General features: G+C 68.4%; 25 protein-coding genes and 1 pseudogene. 22 read left to right on the top strand and 4 right to left on the bottom strand.

The genetic code is table 11. The features are described from left to right. Positions 1-34 precede the first annotated feature (34 nt). From ACR2MZ_RS09125 to ACR2MZ_RS09075, 11 genes are read left to right on the top strand one after another with little or no spacing between them, the layout of a single operon-like run. Positions 35-1,240 carry an aminopeptidase gene (locus ACR2MZ_RS09125; protein ID WP_434004740.1) on the top strand — a complete coding sequence of 402 codons (1,206 nt, stop codon included), beginning with the start codon at positions 35-37 and terminating at the stop codon, positions 1,238-1,240. Continuing rightward, complete coding sequence (locus tag ACR2MZ_RS09120; protein ID WP_434004739.1) at positions 1,237-1,848, top strand: phosphoribosylanthranilate isomerase; 612 nt, start codon at positions 1,237-1,239, stop codon at positions 1,846-1,848. The genes ACR2MZ_RS09125 and ACR2MZ_RS09120 overlap by 4 nt, the downstream gene beginning before the upstream one ends. Further along, positions 1,829-3,010, top strand: a complete 1,182-nt coding sequence (gene trpB, locus ACR2MZ_RS09115) for a tryptophan synthase subunit beta (RefSeq protein ID WP_434004738.1) — start codon at positions 1,829-1,831, stop codon at positions 3,008-3,010. The genes ACR2MZ_RS09120 and trpB overlap by 20 nt, the downstream gene beginning before the upstream one ends. Beyond that, positions 2,997-3,788, top strand: coding sequence for a tryptophan synthase subunit alpha (trpA, locus tag ACR2MZ_RS09110; protein WP_434004737.1), 792 nt, complete (start codon positions 2,997-2,999; stop codon positions 3,786-3,788). The genes trpB and trpA overlap by 14 nt, the downstream gene beginning before the upstream one ends. Next, entirely contained in the window at positions 3,785-4,183 is a 399-nt protein-coding gene (gene aroH, locus ACR2MZ_RS09105; RefSeq protein WP_434004776.1) for a chorismate mutase, read from the top strand. Before trpA ends, aroH begins: the two co-directional genes overlap by 4 nt. After that, positions 4,180-5,196: a 3-deoxy-7-phosphoheptulonate synthase gene (gene aroF, locus ACR2MZ_RS09100; protein WP_434004736.1), complete on the top strand. Its 1,017-nt coding sequence runs from the start codon at positions 4,180-4,182 to the stop codon at positions 5,194-5,196. The genes aroH and aroF overlap by 4 nt, the downstream gene beginning before the upstream one ends. Before the next feature lie 35 nt (positions 5,197-5,231). Continuing rightward, a complete protein-coding gene (locus tag ACR2MZ_RS09095; protein ID WP_434004735.1) occupies positions 5,232-6,149 on the top strand; it encodes a DMT family transporter in 918 nt (305 codons plus the stop codon). Positions 6,150-6,156: 7 nt separating this feature from the next. Next, entirely contained in the window at positions 6,157-6,966 is an 810-nt protein-coding gene (locus ACR2MZ_RS09090) for a prephenate dehydrogenase (protein WP_434004734.1), read from the top strand. Then, a complete protein-coding gene (gene aroA, locus ACR2MZ_RS09085; protein WP_434004733.1) occupies positions 6,963-8,228 on the top strand; it encodes a 3-phosphoshikimate 1-carboxyvinyltransferase in 1,266 nt (421 codons plus the stop codon). The genes ACR2MZ_RS09090 and aroA overlap by 4 nt, the downstream gene beginning before the upstream one ends. A 28-nt stretch (positions 8,229-8,256) precedes the next feature. Next, positions 8,257-9,276 (top strand): NAD(P)/FAD-dependent oxidoreductase, encoded by a 1,020-nt coding sequence (locus ACR2MZ_RS09080; RefSeq protein WP_434004732.1) that lies wholly within the window; start codon positions 8,257-8,259, stop codon positions 9,274-9,276. Then, the gene (locus ACR2MZ_RS09075) at positions 9,276-9,932 is read left to right on the top strand and encodes an NUDIX domain-containing protein (protein WP_434004731.1); all 657 of its coding nucleotides are present in this window, start codon (positions 9,276-9,278) and stop codon (positions 9,930-9,932) included. The genes ACR2MZ_RS09080 and ACR2MZ_RS09075 overlap by 1 nt, the downstream gene beginning before the upstream one ends. Here ACR2MZ_RS09075 and trpS read toward each other — a convergent pair. Together trpS and ACR2MZ_RS09065 are read right to left on the bottom strand one after the other, a co-directional pair. Beyond that, positions 9,929-10,915 carry a tryptophan--tRNA ligase gene (trpS, locus tag ACR2MZ_RS09070; protein WP_434004730.1) on the bottom strand — a complete coding sequence of 329 codons (987 nt, stop codon included), beginning with the start codon at positions 10,913-10,915 and terminating at the stop codon, positions 9,929-9,931. The two genes, ACR2MZ_RS09075 and trpS, sit on opposite strands and share 4 nt — an antisense overlap. 10 nt (positions 10,916-10,925) lie before the next feature. Further along, positions 10,926-11,411, bottom strand: coding sequence for an NUDIX hydrolase (locus ACR2MZ_RS09065; protein ID WP_434004729.1), 486 nt, complete (start codon positions 11,409-11,411; stop codon positions 10,926-10,928). Positions 11,412-11,479: 68 nt separating this feature from the next. On the opposite strand from ACR2MZ_RS09065, the gene ACR2MZ_RS09060 reads away from it, so the two are divergent. Further along, positions 11,480-12,394 (top strand): aldo/keto reductase, encoded by a 915-nt coding sequence (locus tag ACR2MZ_RS09060; RefSeq protein WP_434004728.1) that lies wholly within the window; start codon positions 11,480-11,482, stop codon positions 12,392-12,394. 56 nt (positions 12,395-12,450) lie between these two features. On the opposite strand, the gene ACR2MZ_RS09055 is transcribed toward ACR2MZ_RS09060, so the two are convergent. Continuing rightward, on the bottom strand, positions 12,451-13,731 hold the full coding sequence (locus ACR2MZ_RS09055; protein WP_434004727.1) for an MFS transporter: 1,281 nt from the start codon (positions 13,729-13,731) through the stop codon (positions 12,451-12,453). Further along, entirely contained in the window at positions 13,728-14,177 is a 450-nt protein-coding gene (locus tag ACR2MZ_RS09050; protein WP_434004726.1) for a MarR family winged helix-turn-helix transcriptional regulator, read from the bottom strand. Before ACR2MZ_RS09050 ends, ACR2MZ_RS09055 begins: the two co-directional genes overlap by 4 nt. A gap of 87 nt (positions 14,178-14,264) precedes the next feature. On the opposite strand from ACR2MZ_RS09050, the gene thrC reads away from it, so the two are divergent. The 10 genes and pseudogenes from thrC to ACR2MZ_RS09000 form a co-directional block, all read left to right on the top strand. Further along, on the top strand, positions 14,265-15,551 hold the full coding sequence (gene thrC / locus ACR2MZ_RS09045) for a threonine synthase (RefSeq protein WP_434004725.1): 1,287 nt from the start codon (positions 14,265-14,267) through the stop codon (positions 15,549-15,551). 6 nt (positions 15,552-15,557) lie between these two features. Beyond that, complete coding sequence (locus tag ACR2MZ_RS09040; protein ID WP_434004724.1) at positions 15,558-15,896, top strand: MoaD/ThiS family protein; 339 nt, start codon at positions 15,558-15,560, stop codon at positions 15,894-15,896. Between the two features lie 189 nt (positions 15,897-16,085). After that, entirely contained in the window at positions 16,086-16,454 is a 369-nt protein-coding gene (locus ACR2MZ_RS09035; protein ID WP_434004723.1) for a TfoX/Sxy family protein, read from the top strand. A gap of 169 nt (positions 16,455-16,623) precedes the next feature. Next, positions 16,624-17,673, top strand: coding sequence for a tRNA 2-thiouridine(34) synthase MnmA (gene mnmA, locus ACR2MZ_RS09030; RefSeq protein ID WP_434004722.1), 1,050 nt, complete (start codon positions 16,624-16,626; stop codon positions 17,671-17,673). A gap of 65 nt (positions 17,674-17,738) precedes the next feature. Beyond that, positions 17,739-18,143, top strand: coding sequence for a peptide-methionine (R)-S-oxide reductase MsrB (gene msrB, locus ACR2MZ_RS09025; protein ID WP_434004721.1), 405 nt, complete (start codon positions 17,739-17,741; stop codon positions 18,141-18,143). Then, positions 18,143-18,622: a peptide-methionine (S)-S-oxide reductase MsrA gene (msrA, locus tag ACR2MZ_RS09020; protein ID WP_434004720.1), complete on the top strand. Its 480-nt coding sequence runs from the start codon at positions 18,143-18,145 to the stop codon at positions 18,620-18,622. Before msrB ends, msrA begins: the two co-directional genes overlap by 1 nt. A gap of 403 nt (positions 18,623-19,025) precedes the next feature. Further along, positions 19,026-19,637 (top strand): TetR/AcrR family transcriptional regulator, encoded by a 612-nt coding sequence (locus ACR2MZ_RS09015; RefSeq protein ID WP_434004719.1) that lies wholly within the window; start codon positions 19,026-19,028, stop codon positions 19,635-19,637. 89 nt (positions 19,638-19,726) lie between these two features. Then, positions 19,727-20,155 (top strand): nitroreductase/quinone reductase family protein, encoded by a 429-nt coding sequence (locus ACR2MZ_RS09010; protein WP_434004718.1) that lies wholly within the window; start codon positions 19,727-19,729, stop codon positions 20,153-20,155. Further along, complete coding sequence (locus ACR2MZ_RS09005) at positions 20,152-20,331, top strand: hypothetical protein (protein ID WP_434004717.1); 180 nt, start codon at positions 20,152-20,154, stop codon at positions 20,329-20,331. The genes ACR2MZ_RS09010 and ACR2MZ_RS09005 overlap by 4 nt, the downstream gene beginning before the upstream one ends. Next, positions 20,328-20,556: pseudogene (locus tag ACR2MZ_RS09000) on the top strand (hypothetical protein); the annotation flags it as partial. The gene ACR2MZ_RS09005 and the pseudogene ACR2MZ_RS09000, both read left to right, overlap by 4 nt.

Below are 20,556 nucleotides of genomic sequence, written 5' to 3'. Positions count from 1 at the left end.
CTGCTCTGTAGTGCATCCTGCAGACTCAGCCGCTATGACGCCAGAATCGACAGGTCACCTCGTCGAGCGCTATGCCGACCTGTTGCTGCAGGTCGGCGTGAACCTGCAGCCGGGGCAGGACGTGCTCCTCACGGCCGAGGTAGAGCACGTGGAGCTGGCGCGCGAACTAACGCGGCAGGCCTACCGCCAGGGTGCACGCTGGGTCGAGGTCGCCTATGGAGACCAGCACCTCCGCCGAGCGCTTATCGACCTGGCCCCCGAGGACGCGCTGGGCCACTCGCCGGCCGGCTGGCTGGCCACCCTGGAAGACCTTGGTCGCCGCCGGGGCGCGCTGATCCAGCTCGTCGACGACGGCTCGCCTTGCGTCTTGGCGGGAGCTGACCCGGTTCGGGCCGGCCGGGCCCAGATGATCGAGCGGGGGCGGTTGAGCAAACGGCTGACCCTGGAAGAACGCCTCTGCAACTGGCTGGTGGCCGGCTGCGCAACGCGAAGCTGGGCGGAGCGAGTGCTGGGCCGTCCTGACGTGGAGGAACTGTGGCGGGTGCTCGCTCGGACAGTTCGATTGGACGCCGAGGATCCCATCGCGGCCTGGCGTGAGCACTCGGCCCGACTCGCGGAGCGCGCTCGGCAGCTAAGTGAGAGAGCGTTTGAGGGCATTCGCTTCACGGGTCCCGGCACCGATCTCTTCGTCGGCCTCACACCGGGTTCCCGCTGGCTGGGCGGCGGCGGCCAGACCAGCTGGGGCCTGGACTTCATACCCAACCTGCCCACCGAGGAGGTGTTCACCTGCCCTGACAAGCGACTGACGCAGGGCGTGGTGACCGCCACTCAGCCGCTGGTGCTGGATGGCTCGCTGATCGAGGCGCTCTGCCTCCGCTTCGAGGGCGGTAAGGCCGTGGAGGTCACGGCTGATCGTGGCGCGGAGCTGGTCCAGCAGCGGATGAGCCTCGATGCCGACGCCTCCCGGCTGGGCGAGGTGGCGCTCGTGGACAGCGAGTCGCGAGTTGGGCAGGTCGGTCGACTCTTCTGGAGCACGCTCTATGACGAGAACGCTGCCTGTCACATCGCCTTCGGCTCTGGCTTCCCGGACCTGGTGCCGGAAGCCGAGTGGGAGGCGGCGCTCTCCCGCTCCAGCATCCACACCGACTTCATGATCGGCGGCCCCGAGGTCCAAGTCTTCGGGCTGGAGCGCGGCGGCAAAGAGGTGCCGCTCATCCGGGACAACCGCTTCCAGCTGTGACGCTGGTCAAGATCTGCGGCATCTGCTCCGCCGAGGACGCGCTGGCGGCAACCGCCCTGGGCGCGGATCTCCTGGGCTTCCACTTCTGTCCCAGCCGGCGGCGGCTGAGTGCTGAAGCGGCAGCCGAAATCGTGAGCGCATTGCCCAGCGACAGGCCGCAGCTGGTTGGGGTTTTCATCGACCCCAGCGAGGACCTCGTGCGTGAGATCAGCCAGGTGGTGGGATTGGACCTGATCCAGCTGCACGGGTCGGAGCCGCCCGGCTTCGCAGCTCCCCGGCCGGTGATGAAGGCGCTCAAGGTTAGAGCGGGCGACGTGCCTGACCCCGGCGACTGGCCTGATCCGCTCCTCCTCGACTCCTGGACCGCCGACGGTCGCGGCGGCAGCGGCGAAGCCTGGGATTGGGCGGCCGGCCGGGAGCTGATCGGACGGCGACGCGCCTTCGTTGCCGGTGGCCTCACGCCGCACAACGTTGGCGGAGCTGTGCGCCGGCTGCGGCCCTACGGGGTGGACGTCTCCAGCGGCGTCGAGCGTGAGGTCCGCCACAAGAACCCCGAGCTGGTGCGAGCTTTCATGCAAGCTGTACGGGATGCCGACGCAGACAGGTAGGTTCGGTCCCTACGGCGGTCAGTATGTGCCGGAAACACTCATGGCAGCGCTGGCCGAGCTGGAGTCGGCCTGGGTGGAGGCGTGGTCCGACGCGGCCTTCCAGCTGGAACTCCGCGCGCAGCAGCACGCGTTCATCGGCCGCCCGACGCCTCTCTACTCCGCCGACAGGCTGAGCGAGGAGTTCGGCGGCGCGCGCCTGCACCTGAAGCGCGAGGACCTCTGCCACACCGGCGCGCACAAGCTCAACAACGCCTTGGGCCAGGTAATGCTGGCTCGGCGCATGGGCAAGGCGCGGATCATCGCCGAGACAGGCGCCGGCCAGCACGGGGTCGCGGCGGCGACCGCCTGCGCCCGCTTCGGCTTGGAGTGCGTCGTCTTCATGGGCCGGGAGGACATGCGGCGACAGTCGGTCAACGTGCGGCGGATGCGCCTGCTCGGCGCCGAAGTGCGCGAGGTGACGCTGGGCACCGGCACGCTGAAGGACGCGACGTCGGAAGCGATCCGGGACTGGGTCGCCAACGTCGCCAGCACGCACTATGTGATCGGCTCGGCGGTCGGGCCGCATCCTTATCCCGAGCTGGTTCGCGAGCTGCAGCGCGTGATCGGCGACGAGGCCCGCGATCAGTACCTGGCTGCGGAAGGTCGGCTGCCGGACATAGTCATTGCCTGCGTCGGTGGTGGCTCCAACGCGATAGGCATGTTCACCGCGTTCGTCGGCGATCAGGACGTCCGCCTGGTCGGCGTGGAAGCGGCGGGTCGGGGGGTGGAGACCGGACTGCACGCCGCCTCGCTCACCGGGGGCCGGCCGGGCGTGCTCCACGGCAGCTATTCCTACGTCCTCCAGACGGAGGACGGTCAGGTGAAACCCACCCACTCCATCTCCGCCGGGCTTGACTATCCGGGCGTGGGGCCTGAGCATGCGTTCCTGCGCGACCTGGAGCGCGTCGAGTACACAGCCGTGACCGACGCCGAGGCGGTGGCGGCCTTCAAGCTCTGCACCCGCCTGGAGGGGATCATTCCCGCTCTGGAGCCGTCCCACGCCCTGGCCCGAGCCCGCGGTTTCGCCGAAGAACTGGGGCCCTCCGGGCGGATTCTCATCTGCCTCAGCGGTCGCGGCGACAAGGACCTGGACTCGGTGGAGGAGTTCGATGACCAGCACTGAGGCAAGGGCACAGGGAAGCCGGCTGGAGCTGACGCTGCACAGGCCAGGAGACGAGCTGGCGCTGATCCCCTACACGATGGCCGGCTACCCAGACCGGTCCCGCTCCATCGAGCACGGCCGTGCCTATGCCCGCGCCGGCGCCGCCGCCATCGAGGTGGGCGTGCCCTACAGCGACCCGCTCGCCGACGGTCCTGTCGTCCAGCGGGCAGGCCAGGCGGCCCTGGAGGTGGGCACCACGCTGGCCGATTCCATCAGCATTGCCGCAGCGATCGCCGAGGAGGGCGCTCCGGTCGTTCTCATGACCTATGTGAACCCCATCCTGAGCCACGGCGCCCAGCGCTTCGCGACCGACGCCGCCCGGGCCGGGATCGCCGGCGTCATCATCCCGGACCTGCCGGCGGAAGAGTCCGAGCCACTGGCGGATCCGCTCCGGGCCGCCGGCCTGGACACCATCTTCCTGGTCGCGCCGACCAGTCCGGACGCTCGCATCAGGAACATCGTGCAGCAGAGCTCGGGTTTCGTCTACTGCGTCACGCTGGCCGGCGTCACGGGCCCGCGCGCGGAGCTGGACCCGGGGTTGGAGGGCCTGCTGCTCAGACTCCTGGCCGCCACGACTCTGCCTGTCGCTGCCGGGTTCGGCATCGCGACGCCTGTCCACCTGCGCCGCCTGCGCGGCAAGGCCGACGCGGCAGTCGTGGCGAGCGCCCTGCTGGCCCGCATCCACGCCGGCGAGGAGCCGCTGACGCTGGCCGAGGAGCTGCTCCAAGCTTGCCGGTGAGGGGAATCCGGGGCGCCACAACCGCTGAAGCGAACGAGCCGGAGGCGATCGCCAGGGTCAGTCAGGAGCTGCTCGAGCAGCTGACCGCGGTCAACCAGATCGATCCGGAGGAGATCGCGTTCGCCTACTTCACCACCACTCCCGACCTGGACGCGGAGTTCCCGGCGGTCGGCGCCCGGCGTTTGGGCTGGGTCGACGTCCCCCTGCTCTGCGGTCGGGAGCTGGCAGTGCCGCCGAGCAACGCGCGATCGGTGCCCCGCTGCATCCGGGTGGTCCTCCTGTACAACACTGACAGGCGCCAGCGCGAGTTCAGGCACGTGTATCTCCGGGGGGCCCAGGCAATCAAGCGGGAGCTCGACCGATATAGGTCGCAGAGAGAAGGAAACGCCGAGTGATCATCGTCATGTCCCATCAAGCCAGCCAGGCCCACCTCGAGGCAGTCGTCGAACGCGTGGTGGAGCTGGGCCTGCAGCCGGAGGTCACGCGGGGCGAGGACCGATCAGTCGTCGCTGTGGTCGGGTCTAATGCCTACGCCTACCGGGAATCCTTCTCGCACCTGCCGGGAATCCAGGAGATCCTGCAGATCTCCAAGCCCTTCAAGCTGGCCAGCCGCGAGTTCCTGCCCCGTGACACGGTGGTGGACGTGGGCGGGGTTCCGGTCGGGGGAGCCGAGGTTGTGATCATGGCCGGCCCCTGCGCTGTCGAGAACGAGGAGATGCTGGTCGACACTGCTCGCTTCGTGAAGTCGCGGGGCGCCCGCATCCTCCGGGGCGGCGCCTTCAAGCCCCGCAGCTCTCCCTACAGCTTTCAAGGTCTGGGCGAAGCCGGGCTCAAGATGCTGGCGACAGCGCGCGAGGAGACCGGGCTGGCAGTCGTCAGCGAGGTGGTGGCCCCGGCGGACGTCGGGCTGCTCTGCCGGTATGTCGACATGCTGCAGGTGGGCACCCGCAACATGCAGAACTACACACTGCTGCAGGAGGTGGGGCGTTCGGGCAAGCCGGTGCTCTTGAAGCGCGGCATGTCATCGACCATCGAGGAGTGGCTGCTGGCCGCTGAGTACATCCTGAGCCAGGGCAATCGAGGGGTGGTTCTCTGCGAGCGGGGGATTCGGACCTTCGAGACCTCAACCCGTTTCACCCTCGACCTCAACGCAGTGCCGATGGTGCGGCAGCTCTCGCACCTGCCGGTGGTGGTCGACCCCTCCCAGGGGACAGGCCGCTGGGCGCTTGTCCGGCCGATGTCTCTGGCGGCCATCGCGGCTGGCGCCTGCGGGCTGATTGTCGAAGTCCATCCGCAGCCGGATCTGGCGCTGTCCGATGGGGCCCAATCACTGGACTTCGAGAACTTCACGGCTCTCATGGCCGACCTGCAGCGCCTCCAGGCGGTCACCTCGCCCCAGCCTGCGTAGGGGAGTATCGGCCGCCCGGCGGCCGCCGAGCAAGCGTGGCGAGTCCCGAGCCTGAGCGGCTCGAAGCCGCAGCCAGGCAGGTCCTGTCAGGCCACCAGCTCCGAGGCGTCCTCTACGTGGTGGCCGGGGCCGGGCTCTGGGGCCTGAACGGGGTGGTCGGGCAGGTGGTGCTGAGCGGCCATGGGATCAGCACCCAGTGGCTGGTCATGATGCGGCTGGCCGGCGCGGGGCTGCTGCTCCTGCTCTGGTTCAGGCCCCGCTTCCCCCGGCAGTATTGGCGGCGGCTGCTTGTGTACGGGGTGCTGGGCATAGCAGCCGTCCAGTACACGTACTTTGCCGCGATCCATGAGACGAACGCCGCGACCGCCACCTTCCTGCAGTACACGAGCATTCCGATGATCGCCACTTGGCAGCTGCTGCGCGGGCAGAGTCGGCTGACGCTGTGGCTCGGACTTGCCCTGCCGGCAGCGACGGCCGGCACACTGCTCCTGGCGGCCGGCGGGGGAGGCAGCCTGGCAGTCAGTCCGCTCGGGTTGGTGCTGGGCCTGCTCTCAGCTGTGACAGCCGCGATTTACATCCTCGCCTCGGTTCCCTTGATCCGCGTCATCGGCGCCTGGCCGACAACCACGTGGGGCTTCGTGATAGGGGCTGTGCCGCTGCTGGTCTGGTCGCCGCCCTGGGCTGTGCAGCCAACGGGCAATCTGCCGCTGCTGGCAGCACTCATGGTCTTCGTAGTGCTGGCGGGCACTCTGGTTGCGTTCGGCCTCTTCATCTCCAGCCTGCATCACATATCCCCTACCGAGGCCGCCATCGCCGGCACCGCCGAACCTGTGGTGGCCGCAGCTGCCGCCTATCTGATCCTGGGCATCAACCTTCGACCGCTGCAGTACGCGGGCGGAGCGCTGATCCTCGTCGCCGTGCTGCTGCTGCGGCGGCCCGAGCAGGCAACATGAGGCGGTGATGAGGATCGGAATCATCGGCCTGGGCCTCATGGGCGGCTCCCTGGCCCTGGCTCTCCGAGAGCGAGTGCCGGGCTTGACAGTGCTGGGCGAAGACACCGACGCAGCCACGCAGCGGGCGGCCCTGGAAGGCGGCCTCATCGTCGAGGGCGACCCGCGCCAGGCGGACCTATTGGTGCTGGCCTGTCCCATCTCCTCTATGCGGGGGGTGATGGCCACGCTGGCCGGTTTCGAGGGAGTTGTCACCGACGTCGCCAGCACCAAGGTGCAGGTCCTGGCCTGGGCTGGGGAGGCCGGCCTGGACCTGGTGGGCGGTCATCCCCTGTGCGGCCGCGAGCAGTTCGGCCTCAGCGCGGCTCAGGCGGACCTCTTTGGCGGTGCGGCCTGGGTGCTGAGCCGGGACGAACCAGTGGTTGCCGACCTGGTCCGCTCGGTGGGGGCGCAGCCGATCTTCCTGACGGCGGAGCGCCACGACCGCGTGGTGGCCGGGATCAGCCACGGCGCCTTCCTCTTGGCCACCGCCTATGTGCTGGCTCTGGCCGAGTCGCCTGACTGGGAGGACATGCGGCGGGTGGCCGGTCCCGGCTTCCGCGACGTGAGCCGCCTCGCCGCCGGTGATCCTCGCCTCTACGCCGACATCGCCGCCAGCAACCGGGGGCCGGTCGCCGAGACACTGCGGGCGCTGGAGCAGAACCTGGCAACGCTGCGGCACCGCGTGGAGGCCGGCGACCAAGAGCTGCTGCACGACTTCGCCACGGCCAAGGGGCTGCGCGACAGCTGGGCTGCCGAGCACCCGGAACGCGGCCGGTGAGCACGGTTCGGGTGTGTTCGCCGGGGCGCCTGGCGGGCACTCTGCGGCTGCCCGGCGACAAGTCGATCTCTCACCGAGCGCTGATCTTCAACGCCATCGCCCACGGCCGCGCCCAACTCAGGGGCCTGTCGCAGGGCGCTGACGTCGCGAGCACCGCCGGCTGCCTACGGGCCTTGGGCGTGGAGATGGGTGAGGGCTGGGTGGAGGGTCGCGGCCTCGGCGCTCTGCGCCCGGCGGCCGGCCCGCTGGACTGCGGCAACTCCGGCACCACCATGCGGCTTCTCGCGGGGCTGCTGGCCGGCCGCCCCTTCCCGAGCACACTGATCGGCGACGACTCACTCACGCGCCGGCCGATGGACCGCGTGCTGGTACCCCTGCGTCAGATGGGCGCCGCTGCTGAGGTCGCTCCGCTTCGGGTTGGGGGGCGGCCGGTGCGAGGAATCCGGTATGCGAGCCCGATCGCCAGCGCTCAGGTCAAGTCGGCTCTCCTGCTGGCCGGCCTCTCGGCAGAGGGCCGCACCGAGATAGTGGAGCCGGCGCCTTCCCGGGACCACAGCGAACGGATGTTGGCAACCCTCGGCGCACATCTGGAAGTGGCGCCGGGCATGGTCGCCATAGAGGGGCCCTTCGACGGCCTGCAGGCCCGGGATGTGGAGGTGCCGGGCGACTTCTCCGCTGCTGCGTTCTGGCTGGTCGCCGCCAGCTTTCACCCCGACGCCGATCTGCGGCTGCGCTGTGTCGGCCAGAATCCGACGCGCACAGCCCTTCTTGACGTCCTCCGTCGCGTGGGCGCAGCGTTTTCTCTCAGCGCTGAGCAGGAGGTGAGCGGTGAGCCTTTCGGTGATATGGAGATCAGCTCGGCTGCGCGGCTGCGCCCGATCCAGCTGCAGCCGAACGAAGCCGCCTGCCTGATCGACGAGCTGCCAGTGCTGGCGGTGGCGGCCAGCCTGCTCCCCGGCACCTCTCGCCTGGCCGGCGCTGCCGAGCTCCGGGTGAAGGAATCGGACCGCATCGCCGCCATGGCCGAGGGGCTGGACCGGCTCGGGGCCGATGTCCGGGAGCTGCCAGACGGCTGGGAGATCACCGGGCCGGCGCCTCTGCGGGGCGCCCGCGTGAACAGCCACGGCGACCACCGGGTCGCCATGGCCCTGGCGGTCGCCGGGCTGCTGGCCCATGGGGAGACCGAGATCGAAGGCGCCGAATGCGTCGACATCTCCTACCCCAACTTCTGGCAGGACCTGGAGCGGGTCAGCCTGTCGTGACCCAGCGTCCCACAGCTAGAGTCGCAGAGTGATCACCATCCTGGGCGGCGGAGTGGCCGGCGCTGCGCTGGCCCGGGCGCTCGCGCTGGGCGGGCGCCGGGACGTGGTGGTCGTCGATCCCTGTCCCTTCGGCACTGGCTCGACCGGAAAAGCGCTCGGCGGCTTCCGGGTCCAGCACGGCAGCGCTCTCAACATCAGCCTCTCGCTGGCGTCGCGGCCCTACTTCGCCGCCCGCGCCGATCGGATCGAGTTCGCTTCGGTCGGTTACCTGTATCTCGCCGACACGGCCGTGGCCGGGGCTGAGCTGGCAGCGCGCGCCGAGCTGCAGGCCGCGCACGGACTCCCCATCCAGCACCCCGACCCTCGCACCCTCTTTCCCGAGGTCGTCGCTGACGACCTCTTCGGGACGAACTACTGCGCCTGGGACGGCGTCTATCTGCCGGCCAAGGTGCTGGCCTGCGCCCGTGAGGAGGCCACCGCGGCAGGGGCCAGCTTCCGCTATGAGACCAATGCCAGCCGGGAGGACCTGGCCGCGGAGCAGGTGGTGATCTGCGCCGGCAGCTGGTCACGTCAGGTGGCAGCGTCGCTCGGCGTCGACCTGGGCGTGACGCCGCTCGAGCGGGGCGTCTTCCAGGTTGGCCCCTTCGAGTGGTTGAAGCCGCAGACTCCGGTGCTTCTGGAGGCCGGCTCGGGCTACCACTGCCGCGAGCGGCAGGGCCGGCTGCTCGTCATCGGTCCGGGCGATCCGAACGCCTGGGAGCATCATCGCCAGTGGCTTGAGCGCCGCCTCCCGGCGGCTGCAGCCGAGCAGCCGGAGGACCACTGGACGGGCCTCTACGAGATGACCAAAGATCACCACCCGCTGGTGGGATCGACTGAACGAGAGGGGATCTGGGCGATGTGCGGCTTCTCAGGTCACGGCGTCATGCATTCGCCGGCGGTGGCCGAATCGCTGGCGGCGATGCTGCTGGGCGATACTCCGCCGCTCGATCTGACCCCGCTCAGCCCGCTCAGGACTGAGGCCTTGCTCGATCGGACGCAGCTCTGATGGCGGCGCGGCGCGAGGAGGTGCTCTGCGTACGGCGGGCTGAGATCTTTCCCGACGGCGCCTGGCACGGCTTCGTGGGCGAGGGATTGGAGAGGTGTCAGCGGGTGATTCGGGAGCAGTCGTTCTTCCTACCCCGGGCCGAGGTGGAGGACGACAGCACCTACCAGCAGATCATCCCTTACTGCGCGTTCCGCCACGGTGACCACTACTTCCTCACCCGCCGGCTGAAGGCGTCCTCTGAGAAGCGCCTCCGCCAGCAGTACTCGCTGGGCGTGGGCGGTCACATCAACCGGAGCGATCTGGCAGGGGGAGATCCGATCGCTGATGGCATGCGCCGGGAATGGGAGGAGGAGGTTGTGTACCGGGGCAGGTTCAAAGCAGAGCTGCTGGGGCTGCTCAACGACGACTCCTCACCTGTCTCGAAAGTGCATCTGGGAGTTGTGTTCCTGATCGACGGGGACTCGGCGGAGATCGCCATCCGCGAGACCGACAAGCTCTCAGGTGAGCTGCTCACGCTGGAGGAGATGCGCATCCACTACCTGGCCATGGAGTCGTGGTCGCAGATGGTGTACGACAGGCTCCTCAGCGAGCGAGTGGAGGAGGGGGATTCCGGACTGCGAGTGCAGCGGCAGGCTCCTGAGCCGGATGCTGTCTAGCCGCTCCGGCGTACGAAACCCATCGCGTCGTACATCGCTTGCAGAGTCGGCGCGGACACTTCGCGCGCCTTCTCCCCGCCCTGGCTGAGCAACTTTTCCAGCTCGAGCGGATCGGAGCGCAACCTGAGGTAGCGCTCCCGGATGGGGTTGAGGCACTCGATCACCGCCTCCGCGACGGCGGCTTTGAAGCGACCATAGCCCTGGCCGTCATACTCCGCCTCGATCGACTCCGGTGAGCGCCCGGAAGCCACCGACATGATGTCGATGAGGTTTGTCACGCCAGGTTTGTCCTCCGCCCTTCGTACGTCACGTCCCGCGTCGGTCACCGCTGACATCACCTTCCTCCGAATCGCATCCGGTTGATCGACGAGCAGGATCTTGCCCATGTCCGAACTTGTTGTCGTGCCCATCTTCTTTTCGGGGTTGGTGAGGTCCATGATCCGTGCTCCCTGCGCCGGGTACTGTCCCCGTGGCAGCTTGAACGTCTCGCCGAAGCGTTGGTTGAAGCGAACCGCCATGTCGCGGGCCAGCTCCAGATGCTGCCGCTGATCGTTGCCGATGGGCACGAGATCCGTCTGGTAGAGCAGGATGTCGCCGGCCATGAGCACCGGGTAGGTGAACAGGCCGGCTGTGACGAAGGTCTGCTGCTCCGCCCTCTCCTTGAATCCGGTCATGCGGCGGAGCTCGCCGAAGCTGGCGACGGCGGAGAGCAGCCAAGCGGCTTCGGCGTGGGCGACGTTGTGGCTCTGGACGAAGATGGTTGAGCGGTCGGGTTCGAGCCCGGTGGCAAAGAGCATGGCGGCGAGGTTGAGCGAGCTCTCCCGCAGGGCCGACGGGTGGTAGTCGACTGTGACTGAATGCAGGTCGACGATGCAGAAGAAAGCTTCGCCCTCCGCCTGAGTGGCCGCGTACTGGCGGAATCCGCCTGAATAGTTTCCGAAGTGCTTATCCCCAGTCGGCTGGATGCCGGAAAAGATGCGCATTGGCCTGCGATTATCCCCGGTTCGGGCTCAGCCGGCGCGCGGCCAGTAGAAGTGCGGCCTGGCAGGGCAGGTTCTCAGCGACAGCGCCGATGGCCTCCTCCAGAGGCAGCCAGAGCCGCTCTCTGACAGACCCGTCAGGGTCCTCGCCGCCCACGCTGCCCAGCTCCGTCGCCAGGAAGAGAGAGATGCGCTCGTCGCAGAAGCCAGGACTCGAATAGCCACCACCCAGCTGGTGCCAGCGACCGGCTTCCAGACCGCATTCCTCCCGCAGCTCCCGCCGGGCCGTCTGCTCCGGCGTCTCACCGGCGTCGATCAGCCCGGCGGGTGCTTCCAGCAGCGTGCCGCCGGTCATCGGTCGGTCCACTCTGACCAGGGCCGTCCTGCCCTGCGCATCGACTGCCGCGATGACCACAGCAGCCGGATGCAGCACCAGCTCGTTGCCTCTCGCGTCCACGAACACCTTTATCAGTCGCCCGCTGAAAACCTCCCTGCGCACTGGGCGACTCTACCCAGCCGGCTCAGTTGCGTATCACTTGAGCGGATGACACGCAGTGAGGACCGCAAGTGAGATATGTGGAGGCGGGCGGCGAGCGCATCTCCGTCATCGGCCTCGGCACCTGGCAGTTCGGCTCGGGGGAGTGGGGGTACGGCGGCGAATATGCCGAGCGGACGGCCGCCGAGATAGTCAATCGGGCGCTGGACCTCGGCATCAATCTGATCGACACCGCCGAGATCTACGGGCTCGGCCGCTCCGAACGCATAGTCGGCAGGGCTATCGCCGGCCGCCGCGAGCAGGCGTTCCTGGCCACCAAGATCTTTCCGGTGCTGCCAGTCCCTTTCGTCATCCGCCGCCGGGCGCGAGGAAGCGCCCGACGCCTGCAGGTCGAGCAGATCGACCTCTACCAGCTGCACTTCCCCAACCCACTGGTGCCGGCTTCAGCTCAGCTGGGCGGCCTCGGGCGGCTGCTCGCGCAGGGCCTCATCCGTCACGCCGGGGTGAGCAACTACTCGCTGGCCGCGTGGCAGCGGGCAGATCGGGCGCTCGGTTCGCCAGTGCTGTCCAACCAGGTCTCCTACAGCTTGCTGCAGCAGGAGCCGCGGGCCGGGCTGGTGCCCTTCGCCCAGCGGGAGAACCGGATTGTCATCGCCTACAGCCCGCTCTCGCAGGGCGCGCTCTCCGGCCGCTACGGACCTCAGCGCCGGCCCAGCGGCCGGATCCGCCGCCTGAACCCGCTGTTCCGCCGCCCGCAGCGGTTGGCCGTTCTCGGGGCGGAGCTCAGGGCAGTCGGGGAGCGGCACGGGGCCACCGCCTCCCAGGTGGCGCTCGCCTGGCTCGTGAATCAGCCCCAGGTGGTAGCCATTCCCGGCGCCAGCTCGGTGGCGCAGCTGGAGGAGAACGCGGCGGCGGGAGATCTGCGGCTGGACACCGAGGACATCGTCAAGTTGGATGCGGCGGCGGCGCGCTTTCACAGCGCCTGACCAGGGACAGCGCTGACAGGTGGACAGATTCCTGCTTCGGTTACGTCAGCGCGAGATCAGGACGCCGGCCGGTCGCGCAGCTCCCCGCGCCACGTCTCGCCGCTGGCTCTGGCAGCACCTCTTTGGCGCTCGCGGCGCCACCAGTAGGTGGCGACCAGCCCTGTCAGGAGAACGCTCACGCCGCCCAGGACGAAGCCGGAGCGAGGCCCATACTGCTCCGCCACCCAGCCCACGAGGAGCGATCCGAAGGGAGTGCTGCCGACGAAGACCACGCCGTAAAGGGCCATCACTCGGCCCCGGAAGGCAGCGTCCACCCTGAGCTGCAGGGTGGAGTTGGCTGTCGCCTGGAAGGCCAGCGAGGCAACGCCCAGGGGGACCAGCACGAGGAGCTCCCAGATCAGGCCCGGCGCCACAGCCGCACCGAGCAGGCAGAGACCGAATACCAAAAGCGCGCCGAGCAGACCCGGCCAGCCAATCGTCCGCCGGGAGGCGGTGAAGAGGGCTCCTGCCAGAGAGCCGAGGCCGAGCGTCGAGAAGAGCAGGCCGAACGTCGTGGCGTCGCCGTGGAAGCTGTTCCGCGCGACCAGCGGCAGGATGACGTTGAAGTTCAGGGCGAGGGTGCCCACGGAAGCGATGATGAGCAGCAGCGCCCGCACCTCGCGGTTCCGCCAGGCGTAGCTGATTCCCGCTCGCAGCTGGCCCCGACCGCGAGCTGCCGGCAGTGAGCGCTGCAGCTCCGACGGGTTCATCGCGGCCAGCGCCAGCAGCACTGCCAGGAAGGAGGCGGCGTTGATCAGGAAGCACCAGCCGGTCCCCGCTGCCGAGATCAGGACGCCGGCCAGGGCCGGACCGATCACCCGGGCGCTGGTGAACACAGCGCTGTTGAGGCTGACCGCGTTGGTGATGTGCTGGCGTCCCACCATCTCCATCACGAACGCCTGCCGGGCCGGCATGTCGATGGCGGCGACGAAGCCCAGGGCCAGAGCGAAGGCGTAGACCATCGCGACGTTGACCACCCCACTCAGCGTTGCCAGGGCCAGGCCCAGAGCCAGCACGCCCATCGCCGCCTGGGTGCCGAGGAGGACGCGGCGCTTGTCGAATCGATCCGCCACGAGGCCGCCCCAAGCTCCAAGGAGCAGAACAGGCAGGAACTGGAGGGCGCTGACAGCGCCGAGCGCGACGCCGCTCCCGGTCAGATGCAGGACGAGCCAGGATTGGGCGATCCGCTGCATCCAGCTGCCGCTGACGGAGACGACCTGACCGAAGAAATACAGGCGGTAGTTGCGGACGGCCAGGGAGCCAAAGGTGCCCCCTGCAAGGCGGCGCAACGCCGTCACCGGGGGCCCTCTTCAAGCAGCTTCTCGAGCAGTTCCAGCGTTCGCTGCAGCTGGGCAAGTTCGCTGGAGGCGAAATGCTGCAGCCGAGCGGCCAGGTAGGCGGTCTTCTGCCGCCGCCGCCGATCCAGCTCATGGCGGCCGCGGGTGGTGATGGCGATCCGGCTGACGCGCCGGTCACCCGGCTCCGACTGACGGCTAACGTAGCCGAGCTCCTCCAGAGCCTGGACTGTCGCGGTCATAGTGGGCGGCTTCACTCCCTCCTCGGCCGCCAGCTCACCGAGTGACAGGGGTCCATGGCTGCGCAGGCTGGCCAGCGCCAAGCTCGCAGTGGGGCTGAGTCCTCCCTCCGCTTCGCGTCGAAGGCGGCGATTGAGCCGCGTCACCACAGTGCGCACACGGCCGGCCAGCTCGAGAACGGTGGCTGCCTCAGTGATGGGCGTCGACACGTTAGTTAGTCTACCTAAGTATCTGGCACCAGTGCATCCTTGCCGGCGGTCTGGCCGCAGCCGGCGCCGCCCGGATAGACTTCGTGCATGCAGACGTCGATCGGTGCTGGCGCGCCGGTCACCGTGTCGCGCCGGGTGCTCGGCCTGCGCTGTCGGGCCTGCGGGCAGGAGTACGAGACGCAGGCCACGCATGTCTGCCCGGCCTGTTTCGGACCACTTGACGTCGCCTACGACTACGCGGAGATCAGCCGGCGGGTCAGCCGGGCGAGCATCGAGGCGGGGCCGACCAGCATGTGGCGGTATCGCGACCTGCTGCCGCTGCCGGACGACGCGCCGATCGTCTCTCTGGGTGAGGGGTTGACGCCGCTGATCAAGGCGGATCGGCTCGGCGCGGAGCTTGGGCTGCGCAACCTCTACCTCAAGAACGACAGCATGAACCCGACCAACTCCTTCAAGGATCGGGTGGTTTCGGTCGCAATCTCCTGGGGTCGAGCGCACGGATTCCAAACTTTCGGCTGCGCCTCCACCGGAAACCTCGCCAACTCGGTGGCCGCCTACTCCGCTCGGGCAGGAATGGACTGCTACGTCTTCATCCCCGACGACTTGGAGGCCGGGAAGGTGACCGCGACAAGCGTTTTCCAGCCCCATCTGGTGGCGGTGCGGGGGAACTACGACCAGGTGAACCGGCTCTGCAGCCAGCTGCTGGAGGACCTGCCCTGGGGGTTCTGCAACTTGAACCTGCGGCCCTTCTACGCCGAGGGCTCGAAGACGCTGACCTATGAGACCGCCGAACAGCTTGGCTGGCGGCTGCCGGACGAGATAGTGATCCCCATCGCCAGCGGGTGCCAGTTCGTTCGCCATCGCCGCGCTGTCGGTGAGCTGATCGATCTCGGCCTGGCCCCCGAGCCGGCCGCTCTGCCGCGGCTGACCGGCGCGCAGGCGCTGGGCTGCGCGCCCGTCTACAACGCCTGGCGGGCAGGCAGCCAGCGGGTTCAGCCAGTCCGGCCTGACACGATCGCTCGCTCAATCGCCATCGGCAATCCCTCGGACGGCGGCGACGTGGTCCGCATCGCGGCCGAGACCGGCGGCGTCGTGGAAGCTGTGAGCGAGCCTGAGATAGTTGACGCGATCAGGCTTCTGGCTCGGACGGAGGGCATCTTCACGGAACCGGCCGGCGGCGTGACCATCGGCGTTCTGGCCAAGCTGGCACGATCCGGCCGCTGGAGCGGCGAGGAGGTGGTCGTGGCCTACGTGACGGGTCATGGCCTGAAGGCGGCCGAGGCCGTCGCGGATTCCAAACTCGACCACCTGATCGAAATAGACCCGAGTCTGCGGTCGTTCCAGGAGAGAGTTCTCAGGACAGCCAAGGAGTAGTTACAAGTGCCCCAATTCCGTATCCCCGGTCCACTGCGCAATCTGAGCGGCGGTCAACCCGTCGTCGAAGTCCAGGCGGAGGATCTGCGCGGCGCCATCGATGCGCTCGACGGCCTGCACCCTGGTTTCAAGGGTCGACTCCTCGACGACCAGGGGGAGCCGCGCGAGTTCGTAAATCTCTTTCTCAACGAAGACGACGTGCGCCTGGGTGACGGCCTGGCTTCCAAGTTGAAGGCGACCGACGAGATCGCCATAGTGCCGGCGGTGGCGGGAGGCTCTGCCAGGCGCACGTTCGTAACCGGTGCAACCGGATTCATTGGATCGGCCACGTCAGTTAGCAGCTAAGGGGGTACGAGGTTCTCGGACTCGGCCTGCTCCGACGCGGCCGCGTGTGGTCACCTCGGGGACGCTCATGCTCTCGCTTGGGACGCCTCGTGCTCACGTTGGGACGCCTCGGGGCGGAGGACCTCCATAACGGGACCGTAACAGCAGCCGCGTTCTTAGGACGCGAGCGAATCGATGTACGCTGCGGACTTGGCTTGGGTCAAGGTCCCTCCCGAGAACCATCCCGTCTTTCGCGCGGCGCTGCCGAAGGACCCCCGCGTGGAGACCGTCCGGATGTTCGGTGGGGTCGCTGCGAAGGTGAACGGCCACCTGTTCGCGGGTCTGTTCGGACGGTCGACGATGGTGATGTTGGACGAGTCTGATCGGGCAACAGCGCTGGCGCTCGAGGGGGCGGCCTTGTTCGATCCCATGGGTAACGGACGAGCTCGGAGCGACAAGGTCATGCTGCCCGAGAGCGTTATGAACGATCCGGCCGAACTTCAGCGTTGGCTGGGGCGAGCGTTCACAGCAGCCGCGATGTTGCCGTCAAAGCCAACGAAAGCGGCCCGAGCGCCCTAGCGTTCACCGCCGTTCGGCCGTGGCGCCGGATCAAGTCGGCCGGCGTCACCGTGCTTGTCTGAAGCCCAAGCGGCCTGACTGCGCTTGACATCCCCTACCCCTTGGCGCCCCAAACCAGAGGCTGGGCGCCCGCTTCGCCGCCTCTCTGATCGCTCCCTAGACTGGCAGGATGCGCATCGCGGTGGCCCTCTCGGGCGGAGTCGACTCGAGCGTGGCGGCAGCCCTGCTCGCGAAAGAAGGGCACGAGGTGACAGGTATCACCCTGCAGCAGTGGCCGCGCGACGATCAAGCCGCGGGCCGGCATGGGGGCTGCTGTTCGCTCTCCGCGGTGGAGGACGCCCGCCGCGTGGCCGCCCAGCTCGGCATTCCCTACTACGTCTGGAACCTGGAGCGGGAGTTCGGCGAACGGGTCATCGAGCCCTTCCACCAGGCTTATCGCGAGGGCCGGACCCCCAATCCCTGCCTCAACTGCAACGCGTTCGTCCGCTTTGACCTCATGCTGCGGCGCGTGCTCGACCTCGGCTTCGACGCCATGGCAACGGGGCACTACGCCCGGATCTTGGCAGGGCCCCTCGGGCCTGAGCTCCACGAGGCTCGAGACCCGGCCAAGGACCAGTCGTACATGCTCTACCACCTGACCGAGCCGGTGCTGGCGAAGCTGCGCTTCCCGCTGGGCGAGCTGACCAAGCCGGAGGTTCGCCGGCTGGCCGCCGACCTCGGCCTGCCAGTGGCGACCAAGCCGGAGAGCATGGACATCTGCTTCATTCCGCGCGGCCACACGCGCACCTATCTGAGCAGGCGGCTGCCGGTCGCCACCGGCGACGTGGTGGACAAGAGCGGACGGGTGCTGGGGCGGCATGCGGGCACGGCGCTGTACACGGTCGGCCAGCGACAGGGGCTGGGTCAGCTCGACCAGCCCGGCCCCTGGTACGTGACAGCCGTCCACGCAGGTCGAAATCACCTGACGGTGGGCCGGAGGGAGGACCTGGCAGTGCGGCAGGTGGAGCTCTCGTCCGTTCGCTTCGTGGCCGGAGCGGCGCCTGACCGGCTTGCTTGCCAGGCCCGGCTGCGCTACCGCGCCCGGCCGGTGATGGCGACCTATGCCGCCGGCCGCCTGGAGCTGGCGGAACCGTTCTCTGGCGCCGCGCCCGGCCAGGCCGCAGTCCTGTACGAGGGCAGTCGGGTGCTGGGCGGCGGCATCATCGCCTCCGCCGCCTGAGCGTTCCTGGACTGAGGCGAATGGGGGTTGGCAGAGCGGACGCCGGCTCGGTCTAGAGTGAAGCCATGAGCACCAAAGTCGAAAAGAGCGAGCAGGAGTGGAAGGCGGAGCTCAGCCCTGAGCAGTATCACGTCCTTCGGGAGCAGGGTACCGAGCGCCCCTTCACCGGCCGCTACTGGGACGTCCACGAACAGGGCAGCTATCACTGCGCCGGCTGCGGCGCCGAGCTGTTTCAGTCGGCTACAAAATTCGACTCCGGCACGGGCTGGCCGAGCTTCTGGGCTCCGGCGGACGACGCGTCGGTCACGCTGCACAAGGACCGCAGCCTTTTCATGACGCGGACGGAGGTGCGCTGCGCAAGCTGCGGCGGTCACTTGGGCCATCTGTTCGACGATGGTCCGCAGCCGACCGGCCAGCGCTACTGCCTCAATTCGGCGGCCCTGGAGCTTCGTCAAGAGGGCACAAGCTGATGGCGGTCGCAACCTTCGGTGCCGGCTGCTTCTGGCAGGTCGAGGCGACCTATCGGGCCCTGCCGGGGGTGCTCGACACTGCTGTGGGCTACATGGGCGGCAGCAAGGCGAACCCCACCTACCGTGAGGTGTGCACAGGCCGCACCGGCCACGCCGAGGTGCTGCAGGTCGAATACGACCCCGAGCGGGTGTCCTACGACCAGCTGCTGGACCTGTTTTGGGAGAACCACGACCCCACAACTCTCAACCGCCAGGGGCCTGACGTCGGCACCCAGTACCGCTCGGTGGTCTTCGCCTCAGATGAGGCCCAACTTGGCGCGGCCCAGGCTTCGCGCGAGCGCTGGCAGCCTCGCTTCAGGCGTCCGATTGTTACCGAAATCGTTCCTGCGGAGACGTTCTGGCGGGCTGAGGAATACCACCAGCGCTACCTGGAGAAGCACGGACTGGTCAGCTGCACGCTGGGCACACCAGTCCACTGAGCGGCCCCGGACCCGGCTCCTCTGAAGGCACCAACCCGCAGCTGCTGCGGCTGCCGGGGCCCTTGGGCTCGAGCCCTGAGCCGTCCGCCGCTCCCGGCCCGCGCCCTTGGGGACCACTTCGAGGGGCGCGTCGGCGGGCACGTTGACGCGAAGCTCGCAGTTCATGCCAGCCAGCATCTCGAGCGCCTCCAGCACCTCGTTGCCGGCTTGTGGGGAGGCGAAGCTCAGGGGGCGGAGCACGATCGGGGCGAGCGACCGGATATTTGGCTAGCGCTCGACCCGCTCGCCGAAGAGAACGCCGCCGCCTGGCTGGTCTCGAAGGTTGCGCCGAGGTGTGGCCCGCGGTGCATCAGGTGATCCGCGGCTGAGATAACTTACCGCTTGATAACGTATCTTGCATTGCGTGGCCAGACGGACCCGCAATCGCAAGGGTGCGGGAGAGCGGCTTCGCGTCGAGCTGCTCGAGGCCGCGTCCCAGCTGCTCGCCGAGGCCGGCGACGCCAGGTACGTGAGCGTCCGGGCGGTGGCAGCGGCGGTCGGGGTCACCTCGCCGTCCGTCTACCGCCACTTCTCCAGCAAGGAGGACCTGGTGCGGGAGGTGCTGGGGCTTCGCTTCGGCGAGTTCCGGGAGGCGCTGGCAGCTGCGGCCCAGGGGACCAGCGACGCCGGGGAGCGGTTGCTGCGGGCGTGTCGAGCCTATACCCGGTTCGGCCTGGCCAACCCGGGTCACTACCGACTGCTCTTCAGCACGGCCGGGACGGGTCCCGCGGGCGCTGGGCTCCCCCAAGGCGAGCCGCACCCGGGCGCTTCCTCGCTGGCGACCCTGTTTGAGCTGGTCGCCAACCGACTGGGTGACGGCGTTCGGTCGGAACCACTCGCCCTGGAGCTCTGGGCGTCCCTCCACGGCATCGTCGACCTCCGGATCACCAAACCGGAGCTGGAGTGGCCCCCGGAAGACGACCTGATCCAGCTCGCTGTGCGCGCCATCGACCAGGCGGCGACGAAGCGCGCCTGAGCGGCGGAACCAGGTAGCCGGAGGGGGCTTGACGAGCAGCCTGCCAATCGGTAACCTATCTATCGATAAGTTATGGCAGGATAGTCGCGATGGCAGAGATGCGTTTCCTCAAACACTTCCCGAAAGCGATCCTTCGGTCGCCACTTCACCCGGTGATGAGCCGGCGGTTCCTACTCCTCTCGTTCCAGGGCAGAAAGACCGGGCGGCGGTACCACCTGCCGCTGGCGTATCTCCGGCGCAACGGGGAGGTGATTATGACCACCGACAGCGGCTGGTGGCGCAATATGCAGGGAGGGAGGCCGGTGCAGCTTCGGATCGCCGGTCGGACGCTGAGCGGAATCGCCTGGGCCGTGAAAGACGAAGCGGAGGTGAGAGCCGCCATGCGGGACCTGATCGCCTCGCAGCCCTCCTACGCTCGTCTGGCTGGAGTGCAAAAGAACGAAGACGGCTCGCTGGACCTGGACCGTGCCGCGCGCGAGCGTGTGCTGATCCGGGTCGAGCTGGAGCCTGCGTCATGACCCTGGTGGACGTTCTCGGCGGCTTCACGCTGCTGGTTACCGGGTTCGTGTCATGCGCGGAGTTCGGGTCCTACGCCTTGGTGCACCCCGTGCTGCGGCGGCTTCCTCCGACCCACCACATCAGCGTCGAGCAGGGGCTGCTGCGGACCTTCGGGCGGGTCATGCGGTGGGCATGACCCTCTGCCTGGTGCTGGCCGTCCTCCATGCATCCATCCCAGGCGGCCAGGGCGGTCCGCTGCTGTGGCGATGGCTGGCGACGGCGTCCTTCGCGGCAGCGCTCCTCTCCACGATCATCTTCAACGTCCCTATCAACCTCGCAACGGGGCGGTGGGACGCCAGCAACCCACTGGCAGACTGGAAAGCAGACTCGCAACCGTTGGGAGGTGTTCCAGGGCCTGCGG

Origin of the sequence: Candidatus Dormiibacter sp., from assembly GCF_050999135.1 — a bacterium.
Taxonomy (GTDB): domain Bacteria; phylum Chloroflexota; class Dormibacteria; order Dormibacterales; family Dormibacteraceae; genus Dormiibacter; species Dormiibacter spiritus.
This window is presented reverse-complemented; position numbering and strand designations above follow the sequence as displayed.